Origin of the sequence: uncultured Escherichia sp., from assembly GCF_948475835.1 — a bacterium.
Taxonomy (GTDB): domain Bacteria; phylum Pseudomonadota; class Gammaproteobacteria; order Enterobacterales; family Enterobacteriaceae; genus ECMA0423.
Window position 1 is genome coordinate 21,843 of record NZ_CAOLGM010000027.1, and the last position, 20,856, is coordinate 42,698.

Sequence of the window (20,856 nt, forward strand, 5' to 3'; positions counted from 1 at the left end):
CAGGTACTTCTTGTCGTACTGTTTTGTGCTATAAACGGCGAGTTTCATAAGACTTTCTCCAGTGATGTTGAATCACATTTAAGCTACTAAAAATATTTTACAAAATTTCAAATATAATTGAAAGCTATGGCGATATTGAAAAATTCATCAACAACTATGCTTAGTGTAGGCGCAACCTTCAACTGAACGGTTAAACATGCCACAATACCCGTATTGAATGCTTAATTTTTCGCTAAATCAGGATATTAACTACCCATGCTGGGTAAATATAAAGCCGTTCTCGCGCTGTTATTACTGATTATTCTTGTGCCGTTGACGCTGCTGATGACGCTCGGGCTGTGGGTTCCCACGCTGGCGGGCATCTGGCTACCGCTCGGGACACGTATTGCATTAGATGAAAGCCCACGCATTACGCGTAAAGGTTTAATCATTCCCGATCTCCGTTATCTGGTGGGAGATTGTCAGCTTGCGCATATCACCAACGCCAGCCTTTCACATCCCAGCCGCTGGTTATTGAACGTCGGCACGGTAGAACTTGATTCTGCTTGTCTGGCGAAATTGCCGCAGACGGAGCAATCGCCAGCTGCTCCAAAAACCCTCGCGCAGTGGCAGTCCATGCTGCCTAACACCTGGATCAATATCGATAAACTGATTTTTTCTCCCTGGCAGGAATGGCAGGGAAAACTCTCTCTCGCATTAACCTCTGATATCCAGCAACTGCGTTATCAGGGCGAAAAAGTTAAATTTCAAGGCCAGCTGAAAGGGCAACAACTTACAGTCAGCGAACTGGATGTCGTCGCGTTTGAAAATCAGCCGCCGGTTAAACTGGTGGGGGAATTTACTATGCCGCTCGTGCCGGATGGACTTCCTGTAAGTGGGCATGCTACTGCGACGTTAAACTTGCCGCAGGAACCGTCACTGGTGGATGCAGAGCTGGACTGGCAGGAAAATAGCGGGCAATTGATTGTGCTGGCACGGGATAACGGCGATCCGTTGCTCGATTTGCCGTGGCAAATTACTCGTCAACAATTGACCGTAAGCGATGGTCGCTGGAGTTGGCCGTATGCAGGTTTTCCTTTGAGTGGCCGACTGGGTGTCAAAGTCGACAACTGGCAGGCAGGGCTTGAGAACGCTCTGATCAGCGGACGACTGAGTGTGCTGACCCAGGGGCAAGCGGGTAAAGGCAACGCGGTGCTAAATTTTGGCCCAGGAAAATTAAGCATGGATAACAGTCAGCTGCCTCTGCAACTGACCGGTGAAGCGAAACAGGCGGACCTCATTTTATATGCCCGTTTACCTGCGCAGCTAAGCGGAAGTCTGACTGACCCAACGTTGGCCTTTGAGCCAGGCGCGTTATTACGTTCGAAGGGAAGAGTCATCGATTCGCTGGACATCGATGAAATCCGCTGGCCTTTAGCGGGTGTAAAAGTCACCCAACGTGGTGTTGACGGACGTTTGCAGGCCATCTTGCAGGCGCATGAAAATGAACTGGGCGATTTCGTGCTGCATATGGATGGGCTGGCGAATGATTTTCTCCCTGACGCTGGCCGCTGGCAGTGGCGCTACTGGGGAAAAGGCAGTTTTACACCGATGAATGCCACCTGGGATGTCGCAGGAAAAGGTGAGTGGCATGACAGCACGATTACGCTGACCGATCTCTCCACCGGTTTCGACCAGTTACAATACGGTACGATGACGGTAGAAAAGCCGCGATTAATTCTCGACAAGCCCGTCGTCTGGGTACGTGACGCACAGCATCCCTCCTTCAGCGGCGCGCTGTCACTGGACGCCGGGCAAACGCTGTTCACTGGCGGCAGTGTGTTACCGCCATCAACCTTAAAATTTAGTGTCGATGGGCGCGATCCTGCCTATTTCCTCTTTAAAGGCGATTTACATGCTGGTGAGATTGGCCCGGTTCGGGTAAATGGTCGCTGGGACGGTATTCGGCTGCGCGGTAACGCCTGGTGGCCTAAACAATCACTGACTGTATTCCAGCCGCTGGTGCCACCCGACTGGAAGATGAACTTACGCGATGGTGAACTGTATGCTCAGGTTGCATTTTCTGCTGCGCCTGAACAAGGATTCCGCGCGGGAGGGCACGGCGTGTTGAAAGGCGGTAGTGCCTGGATGCCAGATAATCAGGTTAACGGTGTCGATTTTGTCCTGCCTTTCCGTTTTGCCGATGGAGCCTGGCATCTGGGGACTCGCGGCCCCGTTACGTTGCGAATTGCCGAAGTGATTAATCTGGTGACAGCGAAAAATATTACGGCTGATTTGCAAGGGCGTTATCCGTGGACTGAAGAAGAACCCTTGCTGTTGACTGATGTTAGCGTCGATGTGTTAGGCGGTAACGTACTGATGAAACAATTACGTATGCCGCAACATGACCCGGCGCTGTTGCGGCTGAATAATCTCTCATCCAGCGAACTGGTTAGCGCCGTCAATCCGAAACAATTCGCCATGTCCGGGGCATTTAGTGGTGCATTGCCATTATGGCTAAACAACGAAAAATGGATAGTGAAAGATGGTTGGCTGGCAAATAGCGGGCCAATGACCTTGCGGCTGGATAAAGACACCGCAGATGCGGTGGTGAAAGACAATATGACTGCGGGTTCAGCAATTAACTGGTTGCGCTATATGGAAATTAGCCGGTCATCGACAAAAATTAACTTAGATAATCTCGGTTTATTAACCATGCAGGCCAACATTACAGGTACCAGTCGCGTTGATGGTAAAAGCGGTACGGTAAACCTTAATTACCATCATGAAGAGAATATTTTTACGCTGTGGCGCAGTTTACGCTTTGGCGATAATCTCCAGGCATGGTTGGAGCAGAACGCACGTCTGCCGGGAAATGACTGTCCGCAAGGAAAAGAGTGTGAGGAAAAACAATGAAAATTTTACTGGCTGCGTTGACGTCATCTTTTATGCTGGTTGGCTGTACGCCTCGCATTGAAGTCGCTGCACCTAAGGAACCGATCACTATCAATATGAACGTTAAAATTGAGCATGAGATCATCATCAAGGCAGACAAAGATGTCGAAGAGCTGCTTGAAACTCGTAGCGATCTTTTCTGAGGCGATGATGAAGAAAACATTACTTCTTTGTGCGTTTCTTGTTGGGCTGGTAAGCAGCAATGTAATGGCATTGACTCTGGATGAAGCCAGAACTCAGGGGCGGGTAGGTGAAACATTTTATGGTTATCTGGTTGCGCTGAAAACGGATGCTGAAACAGAGAAATTAGTAACCGACATTAATGCCGAACGTAAAGCGAGTTACCAACAACTGGCAAAGCAAAATAATGTGTCGGTAGATGATATCGCGAAACTCGCCGGGCAAAAGCTCGTAGCTCGGGCCAAACCGGGGGAATATGTACAAGGGATAAACGGTAAATGGGTGCGAAAATTTTAATAGCAAAACCGCAATATCGGGATAACGCTACAGGAGAAAGCGATTGATCTATTTTCCTGAAACAAGGTGAATATTCAAAAACTCCTGTCAAATTGCCTTTCGCCCTGAAAAATGCATAGTCAAATATCTGTTTTAACTAATTGGCGTTGCAGTACACACAACGCCAATTAGTTAGCGGAATTTACGTCGATACTCGCCTGGCGTCATCCCAAAGCGTTGCTTAAATACCGTTGAAAAATGACTCTGGTCAGAAAATCCCCAATGAAAGCCGATGCCTGCCAGTTTTTCATCATCTGCGGCATGGCGAATCGCATCTGCACAAAAATCGAGACGACGGTTACGAATATATTGCGCGACTACCAAACCTTTATCGGCAAACATTCGGTACAAACTACGTACTGACATACCTGTCTCTCCGGCTATCCACTCCGGGCGTAATATCTCTTCGCGAATATTATCGTCTATCAACGTAACCACTTTTTGAAACTGACGTTCACGACGAGGTTGAACAGATTCCCGCTGATGAAGTACCGGGCGCAGCAGACACACCATCGCCTGTAGCGCAGCTTCACTTTCTGTTTCAGAAAGTGCCGGATTATTCATGCTCTCCTGTAACAGGCGATGACTGAGTTGCACCATGGGTAAGTCAGCGTCCAGTCTTTCTGCGCAGACAGGTTTTTGATGGGGAAAATATTGTTCCAGCAGAGTGCGTGGCAAAAGTAATGAAATCTGTTTAGAAGACTCCTGCCAGTAAAGCGAACAGGGGCGTGAGGCATCGAGTAACGTAATATCGCCAGCGCCAATCTGCACCTGACGCTCATCCTGCTCCATTATTGCCTGACCACTAAGCTGAAAAACGGTGTAAAACCAGGCATCGTCGCTGCCTTTTACTTCCTGCCAGGTGCGGGATAAATTCACCCCGCTGGTTGTCACGGTACTCAGCTTTAGTCCTTTGGCAAAATGCGTATCCAGTACACCCGTGTAACGCTCGGTCAGCAGGTATCCGGTAAAATTTCCGCATACCTGATTGATTTGGGAAAGCCATTGCTGAAACTCATTATCCACTGCGGGGTTCATGGCACGTTTTCGCTCTGTGAAATGTATTTTTATTGTTGCATTTGTGTTGCAGTAAACGAAGCTAATGAGCCTGACTATAGGAAATAAGTCTTCTCAGGCATAGAGACATAAGCGGTTATTGTCACGATTTGCGGAGCTTGTCACAGCTGACAAAGCGAATGTCACAGCGAAAAAAGTGACTTTTCTTGTCGCTGCGTACACTGAAATCACACTGGGTAAATAATAAGGAAAAGTGATGACAGAGCCGCATGTAGCAGTATTAAGCCAGGTCCAACAGTTTCTCGATCGTCAACACGGTCTTTATATTGATGGTCGTCCAGGCCCCGCACAAAGTGAAAAACGGTTGGCGATCTTTGATCCGGCCACCGGGCAAGAAATTGCGTCTACTGCTGATGCCAACGAAGCGGATGTAGATAACGCAGTCATGTCTGCCTGGCGGGCCTTTGTCTCGCGTCGCTGGGCCGGGCGATTACCCGCAGAGCGTGAACGTATTCTGCTACGTTTTGCCGATCTGGTGGAACAGCACAGTGAGGAGCTGGCGCAACTGGAAACCCTGGAGCAAGGCAAGTCAATTGCCATTTCCCGTGCTTTTGAAGTGGGCTGTACGCTGAACTGGATGCGTTATACCGCCGGGTTAACGACCAAAATCGCGGGTAAAACGCTGGACTTGTCGATTCCCTTACCCCAGGGGGCGCGTTATCAGGCCTGGACGCGTAAAGAGCCGGTTGGCGTAGTGGCGGGAATTGTGCCATGGAACTTTCCGTTGATGATTGGTATGTGGAAGGTGATGCCAGCACTGGCAGCAGGCTGTTCAATCGTGATTAAGCCTTCGGAAACCACGCCACTGACGATGTTGCGCGTGGCGGAACTGGCCAGCGAGGCTGGTATCCCTGATGGCGTTTTTAATGTGGTCACCGGGTCAGGTGCTGTATGCGGCGCGGCCCTGACGTCACATCCTCATGTTGCGAAAATCAGTTTTACCGGTTCAACCGCGACGGGAAAAGGTATTGCCAGAACTGCTGCTGATCACTTAACGCGTGTAACGCTGGAACTGGGCGGTAAAAACCCGGCAATTGTATTAAAAGATGCTGATCCGCAATGGGTTATTGAAGGCTTGATGACCGGAAGCTTCCTGAATCAAGGGCAAGTATGCGCCGCCAGTTCGCGAATTTATATTGAAGCGCCGTTGTTTGACACGCTGGTTAGTGGATTTGAGCAGGCGGTAAAATCGTTGCAAGTGGGACCGGGGATGTCACCTGTTGCACAGATTAACCCTTTGGTTTCTCGTGCGCACTGCGACAAAGTGTGTTCATTCCTCGACGATGCGCAGGCACAGCAAGCAGAGCTGATTCGCGGGTCGAATGGACCAGCCGGAGAGGGGTATTATGTTGCGCCAACGCTGGTGGTAAATCCCGATGCTAAATTGCGTTTAACTCGTGAAGAGGTGTTTGGTCCGGTGGTAAACCTGGTGCGAGTAGCGGATGGAGAAGAGGCGTTACAACTGGCAAACGACACGGAATATGGCTTAACTGCCAGTGTCTGGACGCAAAATCTCTCCCAGGCTCTGGAATATAGCGATCGCTTACAGGCAGGTACGGTGTGGGTAAACAGCCATACCTTAATTGACGCTAACTTACCGTTTGGTGGGATGAAGCAGTCAGGAACGGGCCGTGATTTTGGCCCCGACTGGCTGGACGGTTGGTGTGAAACTAAGTCGGTGTGTGTACGGTATTAATCTGGTTCGCTCATAAGTAAAAAACGGCACCTGGTGCCGTTTTTTTGTCTGAAACAATCACTTATCTTTCTTCAGCGCCCCTAGCGTTGGCGTTTCGTCAAAGAAGTTCCATGGTTTAAGCAGAGTATGTACCCATTCGGTCGGCATAATCGGCCACTCTTCGGCACGGGCCACATGTGTGGTGCCGGTGGTCATCCAGATAACAGCGTCGGTGTTGTCCAGCGACTCGTTATCCTTACTGTATTGTCCAAGACCGGTGTCATGAGTGGAACGGTTCGGATATTTGCCTTCCGGGAAACGCTCGCCAGGGTGATAACGCGTTACCCAGAGCTGCTTGTCCATAAAGCTTAAACGATGATAGATCCACTCGTCCGGCGCGAACTGGGCACCTTTTGCTACCGGGTGAGTACCACCTGCATAAGGAATAATTTGATAGGAAACTGGATTGCCCATGCGATTCTCTTTGTTCAGGTTACTCAACAGACGAATCGTGCCCGGATCAAACTTCTGCGCGGCATCCTGTTCATTGCCGATGTTGTACTGATTAACTTGCATGGTACTGGTGCGTGGGCCACCGGCAGTATTCGGTTTTACCACCGGGTCCATCGCCACCAGGCTGTTATTCTCGCCATCTACATCCAGATCGAGGCGGAAATTATAAATATGTTGGTGTGTAGTACCCACGATATTGTGATCGATAAGCGTGCCGTAGCGCGTGTCATCTTTCGCCGTCTCATCGTGCATGGTTTTCGCTTTAACACCTTTCACCGCTTCGATGCCCGTAGCACCGGCATCAATGCCAATAGTGCCGTTTTCATGGAAGATCCAGTCAAAAATGTAGTCATAGTTACCCACTGTACTGATCCAGCGCACCACCAACTCCCGGCGTTCGGTACTGACGTTGGGCTGGCCCATTTCCTGATGCTTATACTCAGGCCCGGCATAACGTTCAAATACCGCGATAGCGCGAGGGATCTCCATCGGCACGCCAGTGTAGTCGGCGATGGTTTCATTAAGGAGCACTGCGTTAGACGGGGCATCTTTACCACGAGCAATTGGTGAGGTTAGCGTGCCCATACCGTAGTCACCAGAGTCCAGATACGCTTTAAAGTACCAGCCAATATCAGGATCACCGTAAGGCACAATCATGCCGCCGAGAGAACCTTCGTACATGACTTTGCGTTTGGTGCCATTGTCGTTATAAGTCACGGTGGAGATCATAGGTCCGACGCGCGAGTTCATGCTGAGGTGAAAATCCCAGTTCCGCCAGTGAATCATATCGCCAGTAATGGTGTAATTTTTACCTTCAGGCTCAATGATTTGCATAGGCTTAACTGCCGGAGCAACGCGGTCACGGCCATCAAATGGGCGTGCGGTCATTGGCACCGGAACTACCGGACCTTCTTCAATCTTAACGATTTTTTTCTGTTCTAAATCAACGACCGCCACCAGGTTTTCGATGGGATGTGCCCAGTAGTTGCCATCACCGACATCAAGATAGCTGATGACTTTGAGCAACCGGGCATCTTGTTTCAGGCCATCTTTACCATCGAAATAACCTACGGTCAGCGGCGTGGTAATCACTTTCTTCGCATCAGTAATACCGCGCTTCTTCACGGCAGCGGCAAATTCTTCACTGTTGTTAATAATGTTCTGCACACTGGCGAAATCATCCAGCAACACCATACCGTGGGCGTCTTTAATGGGTTGCCAGGAGAGCAGTTTGTTGTTTTGCAGATCCACCACCGCTTCGATGATATGTTTGCCGTCGAGCATAATGACGTCGGCTTTGCGTGGCTGGTCAACCGGTTTGTTTTCCAGCGCAAACGCCCAGACAGCTTCTTTATCTGGCGGTAGCAGGGAGATCTCAGTAAAACGGGTATTGGGTTTGAAGTCCGCGGAAGCTTTAACAATTTCAACGGCCTGTTTAATTTCGTCCGCAGTTAGCGCATTAAGTGGGTGAGGGCGCTTTTCTACCTGAAAGGTTTGATCCAGCCCGGACTGGAAAACATCGTTAATAAAGGTGTCAGAAACCCAGGCTTTATTGTCTTTCATCACTACCGGTACTTGCAGTGCCAGAGGCTGACCATTAACAATTGCTGTTTGCGCACCAGGCTTCACTTTCACGTACGCGCCATCTTTAATCAGGGTAAAGAGCTGGGCGTAGTCGTCCCACTGCACATCGGCACCAAATTCTTTAAGCGTTTTATCCATTGGCACCATATGCGCTTCACCACCGTGGGCAAATACCGGCGCTTGCCAGGCGAAACTTAAGGCGACTGCCAACGCCAGGGTTGTTTTACGGGCAGAATACAGAGAGGGGCTTCCCATTATTAACCTCGTCAGATGTTGTGTTCTTGTTAGCAACCGCGCTCTGTGGGCGGTTTAGTCAGGTTCACATTATCAGTACTGATGCAAAGGGGATTGCCTGCACCTGCCAGGTTGTTTGGCAGGTGTGCCAGCTTTTCATACAGTGGATGCCCTGAAAATAGATGTACACATTATGCATAATGTGACAACGTCACAAAATTTAGTGAAATAAAAGGGCAACTATTCGCCGTTGCCCTTCATTCACCGATTAATCGACAAAATCACCGTGCTGCCTGGCCACCAGCGTCAGAATTGAATACAGCGCCACCGGGGTTTGATGCTGATTGAATACCTCTACCGCCCATTCCACCACACCTGTTGGTTTTTCTTCTGCGCTACGCTGTTTTTTCAGCGTCTTGCGCTTACAGGTGAGACGCACCTGGATGGTATCGCCTGGTTTTACGGGTTCGATAAAACGCAAGTTTTCCAGCCCGTAGTTAGCTATGACCGGACCGACACCGGCATCGACAAACAGACCCGCAGCCGCAGAAAGCACAAAATATCCATGTACCACACGCTCACCAAAAATAGATTCGGCAGCAGCAATTTTATCCATATGTGCATAGAAATGATCGCCGCTGAGGCAAGCAAAGTTAACAATATCGGCCTCTGTCATTGTGCGGCGGGGAGTCAACAGGCTGTCGCCTGGTTGCAGCTCCTCAAAATATTTGCGGAACGGATGAATACGATCTTCTTCGACTTTCGCACCGCGCACCCACTGTTTACTGATAGCGGCAAGCATCGTCGGACTACCCTGAACAGCGGTTCGCTGCATGTAATGTTTCACCGCTCGTAAACCACCTAATTCTTCACCGCCTCCTGCGCGACCAGGCCCACCATGTACCAGTTGTGGCAGTGGGGAGCCATGCCCGGTGGATTCTTTTGCCGACTCTTCATTGAGGATCTGAATTCGCCCATGCGTACGTGCCGCGTCTGCAATAAACTGACGCGCAATTTGCGGATCAGCCGTCACCAGCGTTCCCGCAAGGCTACCGCCGCCTGCACAAGCCAGTTGCAGAGCATGTCGCTGGTTTTGTGCTGGCATCAGCGTTGCGACAGAGCCAAAGGCTTCTGTTGCATGTACCGCCGGTGCTTCATCCGGCTGCGGACAGTACAATAAGGTTGGCGGGAAGAAGGCACCCGCAGCAGATAAATCCGCCTGACCACCGAGGCGAATCTCGCATCCTGCAGCCAGCAATATGTTCACTTTTTCCTGCACATCGGCACGCTGCTCAGCATTTACCAGTGCGCCCATTTTCACGCCTTCCTGAGCAGGATCACCGACCACGACTTTCTGTAATCGCGCAACCAGAGCATCACTGACAGCATTAACCAATGCCTGCGGCACAATAATCCGCCGGATTGCCGTACATTTTTGCCCGGCTTTTGTGGTCATCTCACGCACAACTTCACGAATAAACAGCGCAAACTCCGGTTGATCCGGGGTGACATCTTCGCCCAGTACGCAGCAGTTCAGGGAATCAGCTTCCATAGTGAAGGGGATAGATTTGGCGACGATATTTGGCTGAACTCGCAGCATCTGTCCGGTCGCCGCTGACCCCGTGAAAGTCACCACATCCTGGCTGTCCAGATGATCCAACAAGTCGCCAGCACTACCGCAGATCAGACTAATTGCGCCTTCGGGAACAAGACCACTATCGACAATTGATTTCACCATCGCCTGAGTCAGTTGGGCCGTCGCGGTAGCTGGTTTGATGATGGCTGGCATTCCGCCCAGCCACGTTGGTGCCAGCTTTTCCAGCATTCCCCAGCAGGGGAAGTTAAAGGCGTTAATATGCACTGCCACGCCTGACTTTGAGGTCAGTACATGGCGCGCGGCAAATCCACCTTCTTTCGATAAGGGGATCAATTCATCTTCCGGCCACAGCGTATCGTCAGGCAGCTCCCGGCTACCGAGGCTGGCGTAAGTAAATAACGTCCCAATGCCACCTTCAATATCAACCCAACTGTCTGCCCGCGTTGCGCCTGTTTGCGCAGAAAGAGCATAGAAGCGCTCTTTTTCACTCAGCAGATGTTTAGCGACCGCTTTAAGCATCGCCGCACGTTCGATAAAGGTCATCGCGCGGAGGGCGGGGGCACCTTTTTCAATGGCAAACTGGCGGGCAGCCGCCATATCAAGACCTTCACTGGTCACTTCCCATAACGCCTCGCCGCTAATAGCGTGGTGAATCAAACGGCTACGGCCCCGGCCAGACTGCCAGGTACCGGATAAGAAACTGGCTAACTGCTGCATCGCTACTCTCCAGATGTTTCACATTTCTGTTGCTAATAGTTAAATCGCGAATCATAATAAGCAAGGGGTCTTTTAACGAAATGTTAACTATGCGATCTGTATAGCAACTGCGGAAAACACTAACGCACTGATAAATAATGATTTATAAAAATAGGGTGCGAAATCCGTCACAGTTCAAGCATACAAAATTTGTGATTTTAGTTAACTATTGTGTAACTTTCATAAAACAATGTGATTCGTGTTTTTAATTAATTCACGAAAACTGGAATCGTAAAGGTGATGACGTGACCCAAGAAGAACGCTTTGAGCAACGGATAGCCCAGGAAACGGCTATCGAGCCACAGGACTGGATGCCCGATGCTTACCGAAAGACACTGATCCGCCAGATTGGGCAGCATGCGCACTCCGAGATTGTTGGTATGTTGCCTGAAGGTAACTGGATCACTCGCGCACCAACCTTGCGGCGTAAAGCCATTCTGTTGGCCAAAGTGCAGGATGAAGCCGGTCATGGTCTGTATCTCTATAGCGCCGCCGAAACACTGGGCTGCGCCAGAGAAGACATCTACCAAAAAATGCTCGACGGACGGATGAAATATTCCTCCATCTTTAATTATCCGACATTGAGTTGGGCTGATATCGGCGTTATCGGCTGGCTGGTGGATGGCGCAGCGATCGTCAATCAGGTGGCGTTATGTCGCACTTCTTATGGCCCGTATGCCAGAGCAATGGTGAAAATCTGCAAAGAAGAGAGTTTTCACCAGCGTCAGGGGTTTGAAGCCTGCATGGCACTCGCGCAGGGCAGCGAAGCTCAAAAGCAGATGTTGCAAGACGCCATTAACCGTTTCTGGTGGCCAGCCTTAATGATGTTCGGGCCAAACGATGATAACTCGCCAAACAGCGCCAGAAGTCTCGCCTGGAAAATCAAACGTTTCACCAACGACGAACTCCGCCAGCGTTTCGTGGACAACACCGTTCCACAGGTTGAAATGCTCGGTATGACCGTTCCTGACCCGGATCTGCATTTTGACACTGAAAGCGGTCACTACCGCTTTGGTGAGATCGACTGGCAGGAGTTTAACGAAGTAATTAACGGTCGCGGAATTTGTAATCAGGAGCGGCTCGACGCCAAACGTAAAGCCTGGGAAGAAGGTACCTGGGTACGGGAAGCAGCGCTGGCCCATGCACAAAAACAACTTGCCCGTAAGGTCGCATAAGGAGATTCAAAATGAGTAATGTTTACTGGCCGTTATACGAAGTTTTCGTGCGTGGCAAACAGGGCTTATCACACCGCCATGTTGGCAGTTTACATGCTGCCGATGAGCGGATGGCACTGGAAAATGCCCGTGATGCTTACACCCGTCGTAGCGAAGGATGTTCAATTTGGGTGGTGAAGGCGAGTGAAATTGTTGCCTCGCAACCGGAAGAACGCGGTGAATTTTTTGATCCGGCTGAAAGCAAGGTCTATCGCCATCCAACGTTTTACACCATCCCTGATGGCATTGAGCACATGTGAGGTCGGAAATGAATCAGTTAACGGCTTACACCTTGCGCCTGGGCGATAACTGTCTGGTGCTCTCCCAGCGGTTGGGGGAATGGTGCGGTCACGCACCGGAACTGGAAATCGATCTCGCACTGGCAAACATTGGCCTCGATTTATTAGGTCAGGCACGTAACTTCTTATCGTATGCCGCTGAATTAGCGGGAGAAGGTGATGAAGATACCCTGGCCTTCACCCGAGACGAGCGCCAGTTCAGCAACTTATTGTTGGTTGAACAACCAAACGGCAATTTTGCCGACACCATTGCACGCCAGTATTTCATCGATGCATGGTATGTGGCGCTCTTTACCCGTCTGATGGAAAGCCGTGATCCGCAACTGGCGGCGATTTCTGCCAAAGCAATTAAAGAAGCGCGTTATCACCTGCGTTTTAGTCGTGGCTGGCTGGAGCGACTGGGCAATGGTACTGACGTATCAGGGCAAAAGATGCAGCAGGCCATCGACAAGTTGTGGCGTTTTACTGCCGAACTGTTCGATGCCGACGAGATTGATATTGCACTGAGTGAAGAGGGTATTGCGGTTGATCCACGCACTTTACGCGCAGCGTGGGAAGCCGAAGTTTTTGCCGGAATCAACGAAGCCACATTGAACGTACCGCAAGAGCAGGCGTATCGCACTGGCGGTAAAAAAGGACTGCATACCGAACACCTTGGACCCATGCTGGCAGAAATGCAGTATCTCCAGCGTGTCTTGCCCGGTCAGCAATGGTAACAGAGGAGATGGGTATGCAACGTCTGGCCACCATTGCACCGCCACAGGTTCATGAGATATGGGCGCTACTCAGCCAGATCCCGGACCCGGAGATCCCGGTGCTGACCATTACCGATTTAGGCATGGTGCGTAATGTGACACAGATGGGAGAAGGATGGGTGATCGGCTTTACGCCGACTTATTCCGGTTGTCCGGCAACGGAACATTTGATTGGCGCGATACGTGAGGCAATGACAACCCACGGGTTTACCCCCGTTCAGGTTGTGCTGCAACTCGACCCGGCATGGACCACCGACTGGATGACCCCCGATGCCCGTGAGCGTCTGCGACAGTATGGCATTAGCCCGCCCGCCGGACACAGTTGCCATGCCCATTTGCCGCCAGAAGTACGTTGCCCGCGCTGCGCCAGCGTCCATACCACACTTATCAGTGAATTTGGTTCCACGGCCTGCAAAGCATTGTATCGCTGCGATAGTTGCCGCGAACCTTTCGATTATTTCAAATGTATTTGAGGATGCCATGACAACGTTTCATTCCTTAACGGTGGCAAAAGTGGAGCCGGAAACCCGTGATGCGGTGACCATTACCTTTGCGGTGCCCCAGCCTTTGCAGGAGGCGTATCGCTTTCGCCCCGGTCAACATTTGACCTTAAAAGCCAGCTTTGATGGTGAAGAATTACGCCGTTGTTACTCCATTTGCCGCAGCTATCTGCCTGGCGAAATTAGTGTGGCGGTGAAAGCCATTGAAGGCGGACGTTTCTCCCGCTATGCCCGCGAACACATCCGCCAGGGTATGACGCTGGAGGTCATGGTGCCGCAGGGGCATTTCGGCTATCAGCCACAGGCCGAACGCCAGGGCCGCTATCTGGCTATTGCAGCAGGATCAGGTATTACGCCAATGCTGGCGATTATCGCCACCACTTTACAAACCGAGCCTGAAAGTCAGTTCACCCTGATCTACGGTAACCGTACCAGCCAGAGCATGATGTTTCGCCAGGCACTGGCAGACCTGAAAGACAAATATCCTCAGCGTTTACAGTTGTTGTGCATTTTCAGTCAGGAAACCCTCGACAGCGATCTGCTTCACGGGCGTATTGACGGTGAAAAATTACAGTCACTTGGGGCCTCGCTCATTAATTTTCGTCTTTATGATGAGGCATTTATTTGTGGTCCGGCGGCGATGATGGATGAGACGGAAGCCGCCTTAAAAGCACTGGGAATGCCAGATAAAACCATTCATCTGGAGCGGTTTAATACGCCTGGCACGCGCGTCAAACGTAGCGTTAACGTGCAAAGTGACGGACAAAAAGTGACTGTACGTCAGGATGGGCGGGATCGGGAAATCGTGCTTAATGCCGACGATGAAAGCATTCTCGATGCGGCATTGCGCCAGGGGGCTGATCTGCCCTATGCCTGCAAAGGCGGCGTCTGTGCGACCTGCAAATGCAAAGTGCTGCGTGGCAAAGTGGCGATGGAAACCAATTACAGTCTGGAACCGGATGAACTGGCCGCAGGCTATGTGTTGAGTTGCCAGGCACTGCCGCTGACCAGCGATGTGGTGGTTGACTTTGACGCGAAGGGGATGGCATGAGCGAACTGATCGTCAGCCGTCAGCAACAAGTATTGTTGCTGACCCTTAACCGTCCCGCCGCACGTAATGCGCTAAATAATGCCCTTCTGACGCAACTGGTAAATGAACTGGAAGCTGCGGCTACCGATAGCAGCATTTCGGTCTGTGTGATTACCGGTAATGCACGCTTTTTTGCCGCTGGGGCCGATCTCAACGAAATGGCAGAAAAAGATCTCGCGGCCACCTTAAACGATACACGCCCGCAGCTATGGGCGCGATTGCAGGCCTTCAACAAACCTCTCATCGCAGCCGTCAACGGTTACGCGCTTGGTGCGGGTTGCGAACTGGCATTGTTGTGCGATGTGGTGGTTGCCGGAGAGAACGCGCGTTTTGGTTTGCCGGAAATCACTCTCGGCATCATGCCAGGCGCAGGAGGAACGCAACGTTTAATCCGTAGTGTCGGTAAATCGTTAGCCAGCAAAATGGTGCTGAGCGGAGAAAGTATCACCGCTCAGCAAGCACAGCAGGCCGGGCTGGTTAGCGACGTCTTCCCCAGCGATTTAACCCTCGAATACGCCTTACAGCTGGCGTCGAAAATGGCACGTCACTCGCCGCTGGCCTTACAAGCGGCAAAGCAAGCGCTGCGCCAGTCGCAGGAAGTGGCTTTGCAAGCCGGACTTGCCCAGGAGCGACAGTTATTCACCTTGCTGGCGGCAACAGAAGATCGTCATGAAGGCATCTCCGCTTTCTTACAAAAACGCACGCCCGACTTTAAAGGACGCTAATGATGGAATTCATCCTCAGTCATGTAGAAAAGGGCGTGATGACACTAACGCTCAACCGCCCGGAACGCCTGAACAGTTTTAATGATGAGATGCACGCACAACTGGCAGAGTGCCTGAAACAGGTCGAGCGCGACGACACTATCCGTTGCCTGTTACTTACAGGTGCCGGGCGCGGATTTTGTGCTGGTCAGGATCTTAACGATCGTAACGTTGATCCCACAGGCCCCGCACCGGATTTAGGGATGTCAGTTGAACGTTTCTATAACCCACTGGTACGTCGCCTGGCAAAACTGCCAAAACCGGTGATCTGTGCAGTCAATGGCGTGGCGGCAGGGGCAGGCGCAACACTGGCACTGGGGTGCGACATCGTTATTGCTGCCCGTTCAGCAAAATTCGTCATGGCGTTTAGTAAGTTAGGCTTAATACCCGATTGCGGTGGAACCTGGTTACTGCCACGCGTTGCCGGACGAGCGCGCGCCATGGGGCTGGCACTGCTGGGGAATCAACTGAGTGCTGAACAGGCGCACGAATGGGGGATGATCTGGCAGGTTGTTGATGATGAAACGCTGGCAGATACCGCGCAACAGCTGGCACGGCATCTGGCGACACAACCGACATTTGGTCTTGGACTTATCAAGCAAGCGATAAATAGCGCTGAAACCAATACGCTCGATACGCAACTGGATCTGGAACGTGACTATCAGCGACTTGCCGGACGGAGCGCAGATTATCGTGAAGGTGTCAGTGCGTTCCTGGCTAAACGCTCACCGCAGTTCACGGGGAAATAGCATGATGATAAATGTGCAAACTGTGGCAGTGATTGGGAGCGGCACCATGGGGGCAGGCATTGCTGAAGTTGCCGCCAGTCATGGACATCAGGTTTTACTGTATGACATTTCTGCTGAAGCGCTGACCCGCGCAATCGACGGGATACACGCGCGGCTAAATTCACGCGTGACGCGGGGAAAACTGACCGCTGAAACCTGTGAACGCACATTGAAACGCCTGATCCCGGTGACCGATATTCACGCGCTGGCAGCAGCGAATCTGGTTATTGAAGCGGCGTCTGAACGTCTGGAAGTTAAAAAAGCGCTCTTTGCACAACTGGCGGAAGTTTGCCCGCCACAAACGCTATTGACCACTAACACTTCGTCAATCTCTATAACCGCGATTGCTGCGGAGGTAAAAAATCCTGAACGTGTTGCGGGGCTGCATTTTTTTAACCCGGCACCGGTGATGAAGTTGGTGGAGGTGGTCAGTGGGCTGGCAACGGCAGCGGAAGTTGTCGAGCAGTTGTGTGAACTGACATTGAGTTGGGGTAAGCAGCCAGTGCGCTGTCATTCGACCCCCGGATTTATCGTTAACCGTGTTGCGCGTCCTTATTATTCCGAGGCCTGGCGGGCACTGGAAGAGCAGGTTGCTGCACCAGAAGTGATTGACGCTGCACTTCGCGATGGCGCTGGTTTCCCGATGGGGCCGCTGGAATTAACCGATCTGATTGGTCAGGACGTCAATTTTGCTGTCACCTGTTCGGTGTTTAACGCTTTCTGGCAGGAGCGTCGTTTTTTACCTTCGCTGGTGCAACAGGAACTGGTGATTGGTGGACGGTTGGGCAAGAAAAGTGGGCTGGGCGTGTACGACTGGCGCGCGGAACGTGAGGCAGTTGTTGGCCTGGAAGCGGTAAGCGACAGTTTTAGCCCAATGAAAGTAGAAAAGAAAAGTGACGGTGTCACGGAAATTGACGATGTTTTATTGATTGAGACACAAGGCGAGACGGCACAGGCGCTGGCAATACGACTGGCACGCCCGGTGGTAGTGGTCGACAAAATGGCGGGCAAGGTGGTGACCATTGCTGCGGCAGCGGTGAACCCGGACTCAGCGACCCGCAAGGCCATTTATTACCTGCAACAGCAGGGCAAAACAGTGCTGCAAATTGCAGATTACCCAGGAATGCTGATTTGGCGAACGGTAGCAATGATCATCAATGAAGCCCTTGATGCGCTTCAAAAAGGCGTGGCCTCTGAACAGGATATCGATACCGCCATGCGTCTTGGGGTGAATTATCCATATGGCCCACTTGCCTGGGGAGCGCAACTTGGCTGGCAGCGAATATTAAGGCTCCTTGAAAATCTACAGCATCACTATGGCGAAGAACGCTATCGCCCATGTTCATTGCTGCGCCAACGGGCGCTTCTGGAGAGCGGTTATGAGTCATAAGGCCTGGCAAAATGCCCATGCAATGTATGAGAACGATGCCTGCGCCAAAGCGCTTGGCATCGACATTATCTCAATGGATGAAGGCTTTGCTGTAGTGACCATGACCGTCACTGCACAAATGCTTAACGGTCATCAAAGTTGCCACGGCGGGCAGCTATTTTCACTGGCTGATACTGCCTTTGCCTACGCCTGCAATAGCCAGGGGCTGGCAGCCGTCGCTTCTGCCTGCACGATTGATTTTTTACGTCCAGGCTTTGCCGGAGACACCTTAACTGCTACTGCGCAGGTACGTCATCAGGGCAAGCAAACCGGTGTTTACGACATCGAAATTGTTAACCAACAACAAAAAACGGTTGCGCTGTTTCGCGGTAAATCTCACCGCATCGGCGACACCATTACAGGAGAAGCCTGATGCGTGAAGCCTTTATCTGTGACGGAATTCGTACGCCAATTGGTCGCTACGGCGGGGCATTATCAGGTGTTCGGGCTGACGATCTGGCTGCTATCCCTTTGCGGGAGCTGCTGGTGCGAAACCCGCGTCTCGATGCGGAGTGTATCGATGATGTGATCCTCGGCTGTGCTAATCAGGCGGGAGAAGATAACCGTAACGTAGCCCGGATGGCGACTTTACTGGCGGGGCTGCCGCAGAGTGTTTCCGGCACAACCATTAACCGCTTGTGTGGTTCCGGGCTGGACGCACTGGGGTTCGCCGCACGGGCGATTAAAGCGGGCGATGGCGATTTGCTGATCGCCGGTGGCGTGGAGTCAATGTCTCGGGCACCGTTTGTTATGGGCAAGGCAACCAGTGCATTTTCTCGTCAGGCTGAGATGTTTGATACCACTATTGGCTGGCGATTTGTGAACCCGCTCATGGCTCAACAATTTGGAACTGACAGCATGCCGGAAACGGCAGAGAATGTAGCTGAACTGTTAAAAATCTCGCGAGAAGATCAAGATAGTTTTGCGCTACGCAGTCAGCAACGTACGGCAAAAGCGCAATCCTCAGGCATTCTGGCTGAGGAGATTGTTCCGGTTGTGTTGAAAAACAAGAAAGGCGTTGTAACAGAAATACAACATGATGAGCATATGCGCCCGGAAACGACGCTGGAACAGTTACGTGGGTTAAAAGCACCATTTCGTGCCAATGGGGTGATTACCGCAGGCAATGCCTCCGGGGTGAATGACGGAGCCGCTGCGTTGATTATTGCCAGTGAACAGATGGCAGCAGCGCAAGGACTGACGCCGCGAGCGCGTATCGTAGCCATGGCAACCGCCGGGGTGGAACCGCGCCTGATGGGGCTTGGTCCGGTGCCTGCAACTCGCCGGGTGCTGGAACGTGCGGGGCTGAGTATTCACGATATGGACGTGATTGAACTGAACGAAGCGTTCGCGGCCCAGGCATTGGGTGTAATACGCGAATTGGGGCTGCCTGATGATGCCCCACATGTTAACCCCAACGGAGGCGCTATCGCCTTAGGCCATCCGTTGGGAATGAGTGGTGCCCGCCTGGCACTGGCTGCCAGCCATGAGCTGCATCGGCGTAACGGTCGTTACGCATTGTGCACCATGTGCATCGGTGTCGGTCAGGGCATCGCCATGATTCTGGAGCGTGTTTGAGCATATCAACCTGCGAGTACCCTACAATGATAACCAATACAAAGCTTGACCCGATTGAAACCGCGTCTGTTGATGAGTTACAGGCGTTGCAAACACAGCGTCTGAAATGGACGCTCAAACACGCGTATGAAAATGTGCCGATGTATCGGCGCAAATTCGACGCAGCAGGCGTACATCCTGATGATTTCAGGGAACTTTCAGACCTGCGTAAATTTCCCTGTACCACCAAACAGGATCTGCGCGACAACTATCCTTTCGACACCTTTGCCGTGCCGATGGAACAAGTGGTGCGCATTCATGCTTCTTCGGGAACCACAGGTAAACCGACAGTTGTCGGTTATACGCAAAACGATATTGATAACTGGGCCAATATTGTAGCGCGTTCTTTGCGTGCGGCAGGGGGCTCGCCCAAAGACAAAATTCATGTTGCCTATGGTTACGGCCTGTTTACTGGTGGGCTGGGCGCGCACTATGGTGCCGAACGTCTGGGCGCTACGGTGATCCCGATGTCTGGCGGGCAGACGGAAAAACAAGCGCAACTGATCCGCGATTTTCAACCAGATATGATCATGGTTACGCCATCTTATTGCCTTAACCTGATTGAAGAGCTGGAGCGGCAGTTGGGCGGTGATGCCAGCGGTTGCTCGCTGCGGGTTGGCGTGTTTGGTGCTGAGCCGTGGACACAGGCCATGCGTAAAGAGATTGAACGGCGTCTGGGGATCACCGCACTGGATATTTATGGCCTGTCAGAAGTGATGGGGCCGGGGGTGGCGATGGAGTGTCTGGAAACTACCGACGGTCCAACTATTTGGGAAGATCATTTCTATCCTGAAATTGTTAATCCTCATGACGGCACACCGCTTGCCGATGGTGAACATGGCGAACTGTTATTCACCACGCTGACCAAAGAAGCATTGCCGGTCATTCGTTACCGCACGCGTGATTTAACCCGACTGTTACCAGGAACGGCGCGGACTATGCGCCGCATGGATCGCATCAGCGGACGCAGCGATGACATGTTGATTATTCGCGGTGTAAATGTCTTTCCGTCACAACTGGAAGAAGAGATTGTCAAATTCGAACATTTATCGCCGCATTACCAACTGGAGGTGAACCGCCGGGGGCATCTTGATTCACTTTCTGTGAAAGTGGAGTTGAAAGAAAGTAGCCTGACATTGACGCATGAGCAGCGTTGCCAGGTATGCCACCAGCTGCGCCATCGGATTAAGTCGATGGTGGGGATCTCTACCGATGTGATGATCGTTAACTGTGGCAGTATCCCGCGTTCAGAAGGCAAGGCGTGTCGGGTGTTTGATCTGCGCAATATTGTTGGTGCCTGACGTGTCGTCTGGCCCTGGTGAGGTAAAGCGTCAGGGCCAGAAGTCGATACGACCTGTGCTATGATTCATAAATCACAACAATAACAACAGACTGAATCGAATGAGTAAACTTGATACTTTTATCCAACATGCTGTAAACGCTGTTCCGGTCAGTGGCACATCTTTGATCTCCTCTCTGTATGGTGATTCGCTTTCCCATCGTGGTGGTGAAAT

General features: G+C 51.6%; 18 protein-coding genes and 2 pseudogenes (1 of these 20 cut by a window edge). 16 read left to right on the plus strand and 4 right to left on the minus strand.

What is annotated here, in order from left to right:
• Nucleotides 1-48, minus strand: a pseudogene (gene ldhA, locus QZF50_RS07760) (D-lactate dehydrogenase) (it extends 946 nt beyond the left edge of the window).
• Nucleotides 49-255: 207 nt separating this feature from the next.
• On the opposite strand from ldhA, the gene QZF50_RS07765 reads away from it, so the two are divergent.
• From QZF50_RS07765 to QZF50_RS07775, 3 genes are read left to right on the plus strand one after another with little or no spacing between them, the layout of a single operon-like run.
• Entirely contained in the window at nucleotides 256-2,895 is a 2,640-nt protein-coding gene (locus tag QZF50_RS07765) for a YdbH family protein (RefSeq protein WP_000900969.1), read from the plus strand.
• Nucleotides 2,892-3,077, plus strand: coding sequence for a YnbE family lipoprotein (locus QZF50_RS07770; protein WP_000698145.1), 186 nt, complete (start codon nucleotides 2,892-2,894; stop codon nucleotides 3,075-3,077). Before QZF50_RS07765 ends, QZF50_RS07770 begins: the two co-directional genes overlap by 4 nt.
• Nucleotides 3,078-3,081: 4 nt before the next feature.
• A complete protein-coding gene (locus QZF50_RS07775) occupies nucleotides 3,082-3,411 on the plus strand; it encodes a YdbL family protein (protein ID WP_001325798.1) in 330 nt (109 codons plus the stop codon).
• 171 nt (nucleotides 3,412-3,582) lie between these two features.
• Here QZF50_RS07775 and feaR read toward each other — a convergent pair whose 3' ends face one another.
• Nucleotides 3,583-4,488, minus strand: a complete 906-nt coding sequence (feaR, locus tag QZF50_RS07780; protein WP_290388847.1) for a transcriptional regulator FeaR — start codon at nucleotides 4,486-4,488, stop codon at nucleotides 3,583-3,585.
• Nucleotides 4,489-4,723: 235 nt separating this feature from the next.
• Between feaR and feaB the strand changes: the two genes are divergently transcribed.
• Nucleotides 4,724-6,223 (plus strand): phenylacetaldehyde dehydrogenase, encoded by a 1,500-nt coding sequence (gene feaB, locus QZF50_RS07785; RefSeq protein WP_000138615.1) that lies wholly within the window; start codon nucleotides 4,724-4,726, stop codon nucleotides 6,221-6,223.
• Nucleotides 6,224-6,280: 57 nt separating this feature from the next.
• Here feaB and tynA read toward each other — a convergent pair whose 3' ends face one another.
• Nucleotides 6,281-8,554 (minus strand): primary-amine oxidase, encoded by a 2,274-nt coding sequence (tynA, locus tag QZF50_RS07790; protein WP_000535468.1) that lies wholly within the window; start codon nucleotides 8,552-8,554, stop codon nucleotides 6,281-6,283.
• A 247-nt stretch (nucleotides 8,555-8,801) separates the two neighbouring features.
• On the minus strand, nucleotides 8,802-10,847 hold the full coding sequence (gene paaZ, locus QZF50_RS07795; RefSeq protein WP_061892302.1) for a phenylacetic acid degradation bifunctional protein PaaZ: 2,046 nt from the start codon (nucleotides 10,845-10,847) through the stop codon (nucleotides 8,802-8,804).
• Between the two features lie 284 nt (nucleotides 10,848-11,131).
• Between paaZ and paaA the strand changes: the two genes are divergently transcribed.
• From paaA to QZF50_RS07855, 12 genes and pseudogenes are all read left to right on the plus strand, one after another.
• Nucleotides 11,132-12,061 carry a 1,2-phenylacetyl-CoA epoxidase subunit PaaA gene (gene paaA, locus QZF50_RS07800; RefSeq protein WP_000191073.1) on the plus strand — a complete coding sequence of 310 codons (930 nt, stop codon included), beginning with the start codon at nucleotides 11,132-11,134 and terminating at the stop codon, nucleotides 12,059-12,061.
• 11 nt (nucleotides 12,062-12,072) lie between these two features.
• On the plus strand, nucleotides 12,073-12,360 hold the full coding sequence (paaB, locus tag QZF50_RS07805) for a 1,2-phenylacetyl-CoA epoxidase subunit PaaB (RefSeq protein WP_000073393.1): 288 nt from the start codon (nucleotides 12,073-12,075) through the stop codon (nucleotides 12,358-12,360).
• 8 nt (nucleotides 12,361-12,368) lie between these two features.
• On the plus strand, nucleotides 12,369-13,115 hold the full coding sequence (gene paaC / locus QZF50_RS07810; protein ID WP_061892303.1) for a 1,2-phenylacetyl-CoA epoxidase subunit PaaC: 747 nt from the start codon (nucleotides 12,369-12,371) through the stop codon (nucleotides 13,113-13,115).
• A gap of 14 nt (nucleotides 13,116-13,129) precedes the next feature.
• Complete coding sequence (gene paaD / locus QZF50_RS07815) at nucleotides 13,130-13,627, plus strand: 1,2-phenylacetyl-CoA epoxidase subunit PaaD (RefSeq protein WP_001189197.1); 498 nt, start codon at nucleotides 13,130-13,132, stop codon at nucleotides 13,625-13,627.
• Nucleotides 13,628-13,634: 7 nt separating this feature from the next.
• Entirely contained in the window at nucleotides 13,635-14,705 is a 1,071-nt protein-coding gene (gene paaE / locus QZF50_RS07820) for a 1,2-phenylacetyl-CoA epoxidase subunit PaaE (protein WP_000206364.1), read from the plus strand.
• Nucleotides 14,702-15,469 carry a 2,3-dehydroadipyl-CoA hydratase PaaF gene (paaF, locus tag QZF50_RS07825; protein ID WP_001292341.1) on the plus strand — a complete coding sequence of 256 codons (768 nt, stop codon included), beginning with the start codon at nucleotides 14,702-14,704 and terminating at the stop codon, nucleotides 15,467-15,469. The genes paaE and paaF overlap by 4 nt, the downstream gene beginning before the upstream one ends.
• Complete coding sequence (gene paaG, locus QZF50_RS07830) at nucleotides 15,469-16,257, plus strand: 2-(1,2-epoxy-1,2-dihydrophenyl)acetyl-CoA isomerase PaaG (RefSeq protein WP_000969777.1); 789 nt, start codon at nucleotides 15,469-15,471, stop codon at nucleotides 16,255-16,257. Before paaF ends, paaG begins: the two co-directional genes overlap by 1 nt.
• 1 nt (nucleotide 16,258) lies before the next feature.
• The gene (gene paaH, locus QZF50_RS07835; protein WP_000973371.1) at nucleotides 16,259-17,686 is read left to right on the plus strand and encodes a 3-hydroxyacyl-CoA dehydrogenase PaaH; all 1,428 of its coding nucleotides are present in this window, start codon (nucleotides 16,259-16,261) and stop codon (nucleotides 17,684-17,686) included.
• A complete protein-coding gene (gene paaI / locus QZF50_RS07840) occupies nucleotides 17,676-18,098 on the plus strand; it encodes a hydroxyphenylacetyl-CoA thioesterase PaaI (RefSeq protein WP_001471389.1) in 423 nt (140 codons plus the stop codon). Before paaH ends, paaI begins: the two co-directional genes overlap by 11 nt.
• Entirely contained in the window at nucleotides 18,098-19,303 is a 1,206-nt protein-coding gene (paaJ, locus tag QZF50_RS07845; RefSeq protein WP_061892304.1) for a bifunctional 3-oxoadipyl-CoA/3-oxo-5,6-dehydrosuberyl-CoA thiolase, read from the plus strand. Before paaI ends, paaJ begins: the two co-directional genes overlap by 1 nt.
• Before the next feature lie 26 nt (nucleotides 19,304-19,329).
• Nucleotides 19,330-20,643: a phenylacetate--CoA ligase PaaK gene (paaK, locus tag QZF50_RS07850; protein WP_000632280.1), complete on the plus strand. Its 1,314-nt coding sequence runs from the start codon at nucleotides 19,330-19,332 to the stop codon at nucleotides 20,641-20,643.
• A 100-nt stretch (nucleotides 20,644-20,743) separates the two neighbouring features.
• Nucleotides 20,744-20,856 (plus strand): annotated as a pseudogene (locus tag QZF50_RS07855) (phenylacetic acid degradation operon negative regulatory protein PaaX); the annotation flags it as partial.

Coding starts and splice junctions, on each gene's coding strand:
- QZF50_RS07765 (WP_000900969.1), top strand. CDS start 256: ATGCTGGGTAAATATAAAGCCGTTCTCGCGCTGTTATTACTGATTATT.
- QZF50_RS07770 (WP_000698145.1), top strand. CDS start 2,892: ATGAAAATTTTACTGGCTGCGTTGACGTCATCTTTTATGCTGGTTGGC.
- QZF50_RS07775 (WP_001325798.1), top strand. CDS start 3,082: ATGATGAAGAAAACATTACTTCTTTGTGCGTTTCTTGTTGGGCTGGTA.
- feaR (WP_290388847.1), bottom strand. CDS start 4,488: ATGAACCCCGCAGTGGATAATGAGTTTCAGCAATGGCTTTCCCAAATC.
- feaB (WP_000138615.1), top strand. CDS start 4,724: ATGACAGAGCCGCATGTAGCAGTATTAAGCCAGGTCCAACAGTTTCTC.
- tynA (WP_000535468.1), bottom strand. CDS start 8,554: ATGGGAAGCCCCTCTCTGTATTCTGCCCGTAAAACAACCCTGGCGTTG.
- paaZ (WP_061892302.1), bottom strand. CDS start 10,847: ATGCAGCAGTTAGCCAGTTTCTTATCCGGTACCTGGCAGTCTGGCCGG.
- paaB (WP_000073393.1), top strand. CDS start 12,073: ATGAGTAATGTTTACTGGCCGTTATACGAAGTTTTCGTGCGTGGCAAA.
- paaC (WP_061892303.1), top strand. CDS start 12,369: ATGAATCAGTTAACGGCTTACACCTTGCGCCTGGGCGATAACTGTCTG.
- paaD (WP_001189197.1), top strand. CDS start 13,130: ATGCAACGTCTGGCCACCATTGCACCGCCACAGGTTCATGAGATATGG.
- paaE (WP_000206364.1), top strand. CDS start 13,635: ATGACAACGTTTCATTCCTTAACGGTGGCAAAAGTGGAGCCGGAAACC.
- paaF (WP_001292341.1), top strand. CDS start 14,702: ATGAGCGAACTGATCGTCAGCCGTCAGCAACAAGTATTGTTGCTGACC.
- paaG (WP_000969777.1), top strand. CDS start 15,469: ATGATGGAATTCATCCTCAGTCATGTAGAAAAGGGCGTGATGACACTA.
- paaH (WP_000973371.1), top strand. CDS start 16,259: ATGATGATAAATGTGCAAACTGTGGCAGTGATTGGGAGCGGCACCATG.
- paaI (WP_001471389.1), top strand. CDS start 17,676: ATGAGTCATAAGGCCTGGCAAAATGCCCATGCAATGTATGAGAACGAT.
- paaJ (WP_061892304.1), top strand. CDS start 18,098: ATGCGTGAAGCCTTTATCTGTGACGGAATTCGTACGCCAATTGGTCGC.
- paaK (WP_000632280.1), top strand. CDS start 19,330: ATGATAACCAATACAAAGCTTGACCCGATTGAAACCGCGTCTGTTGAT.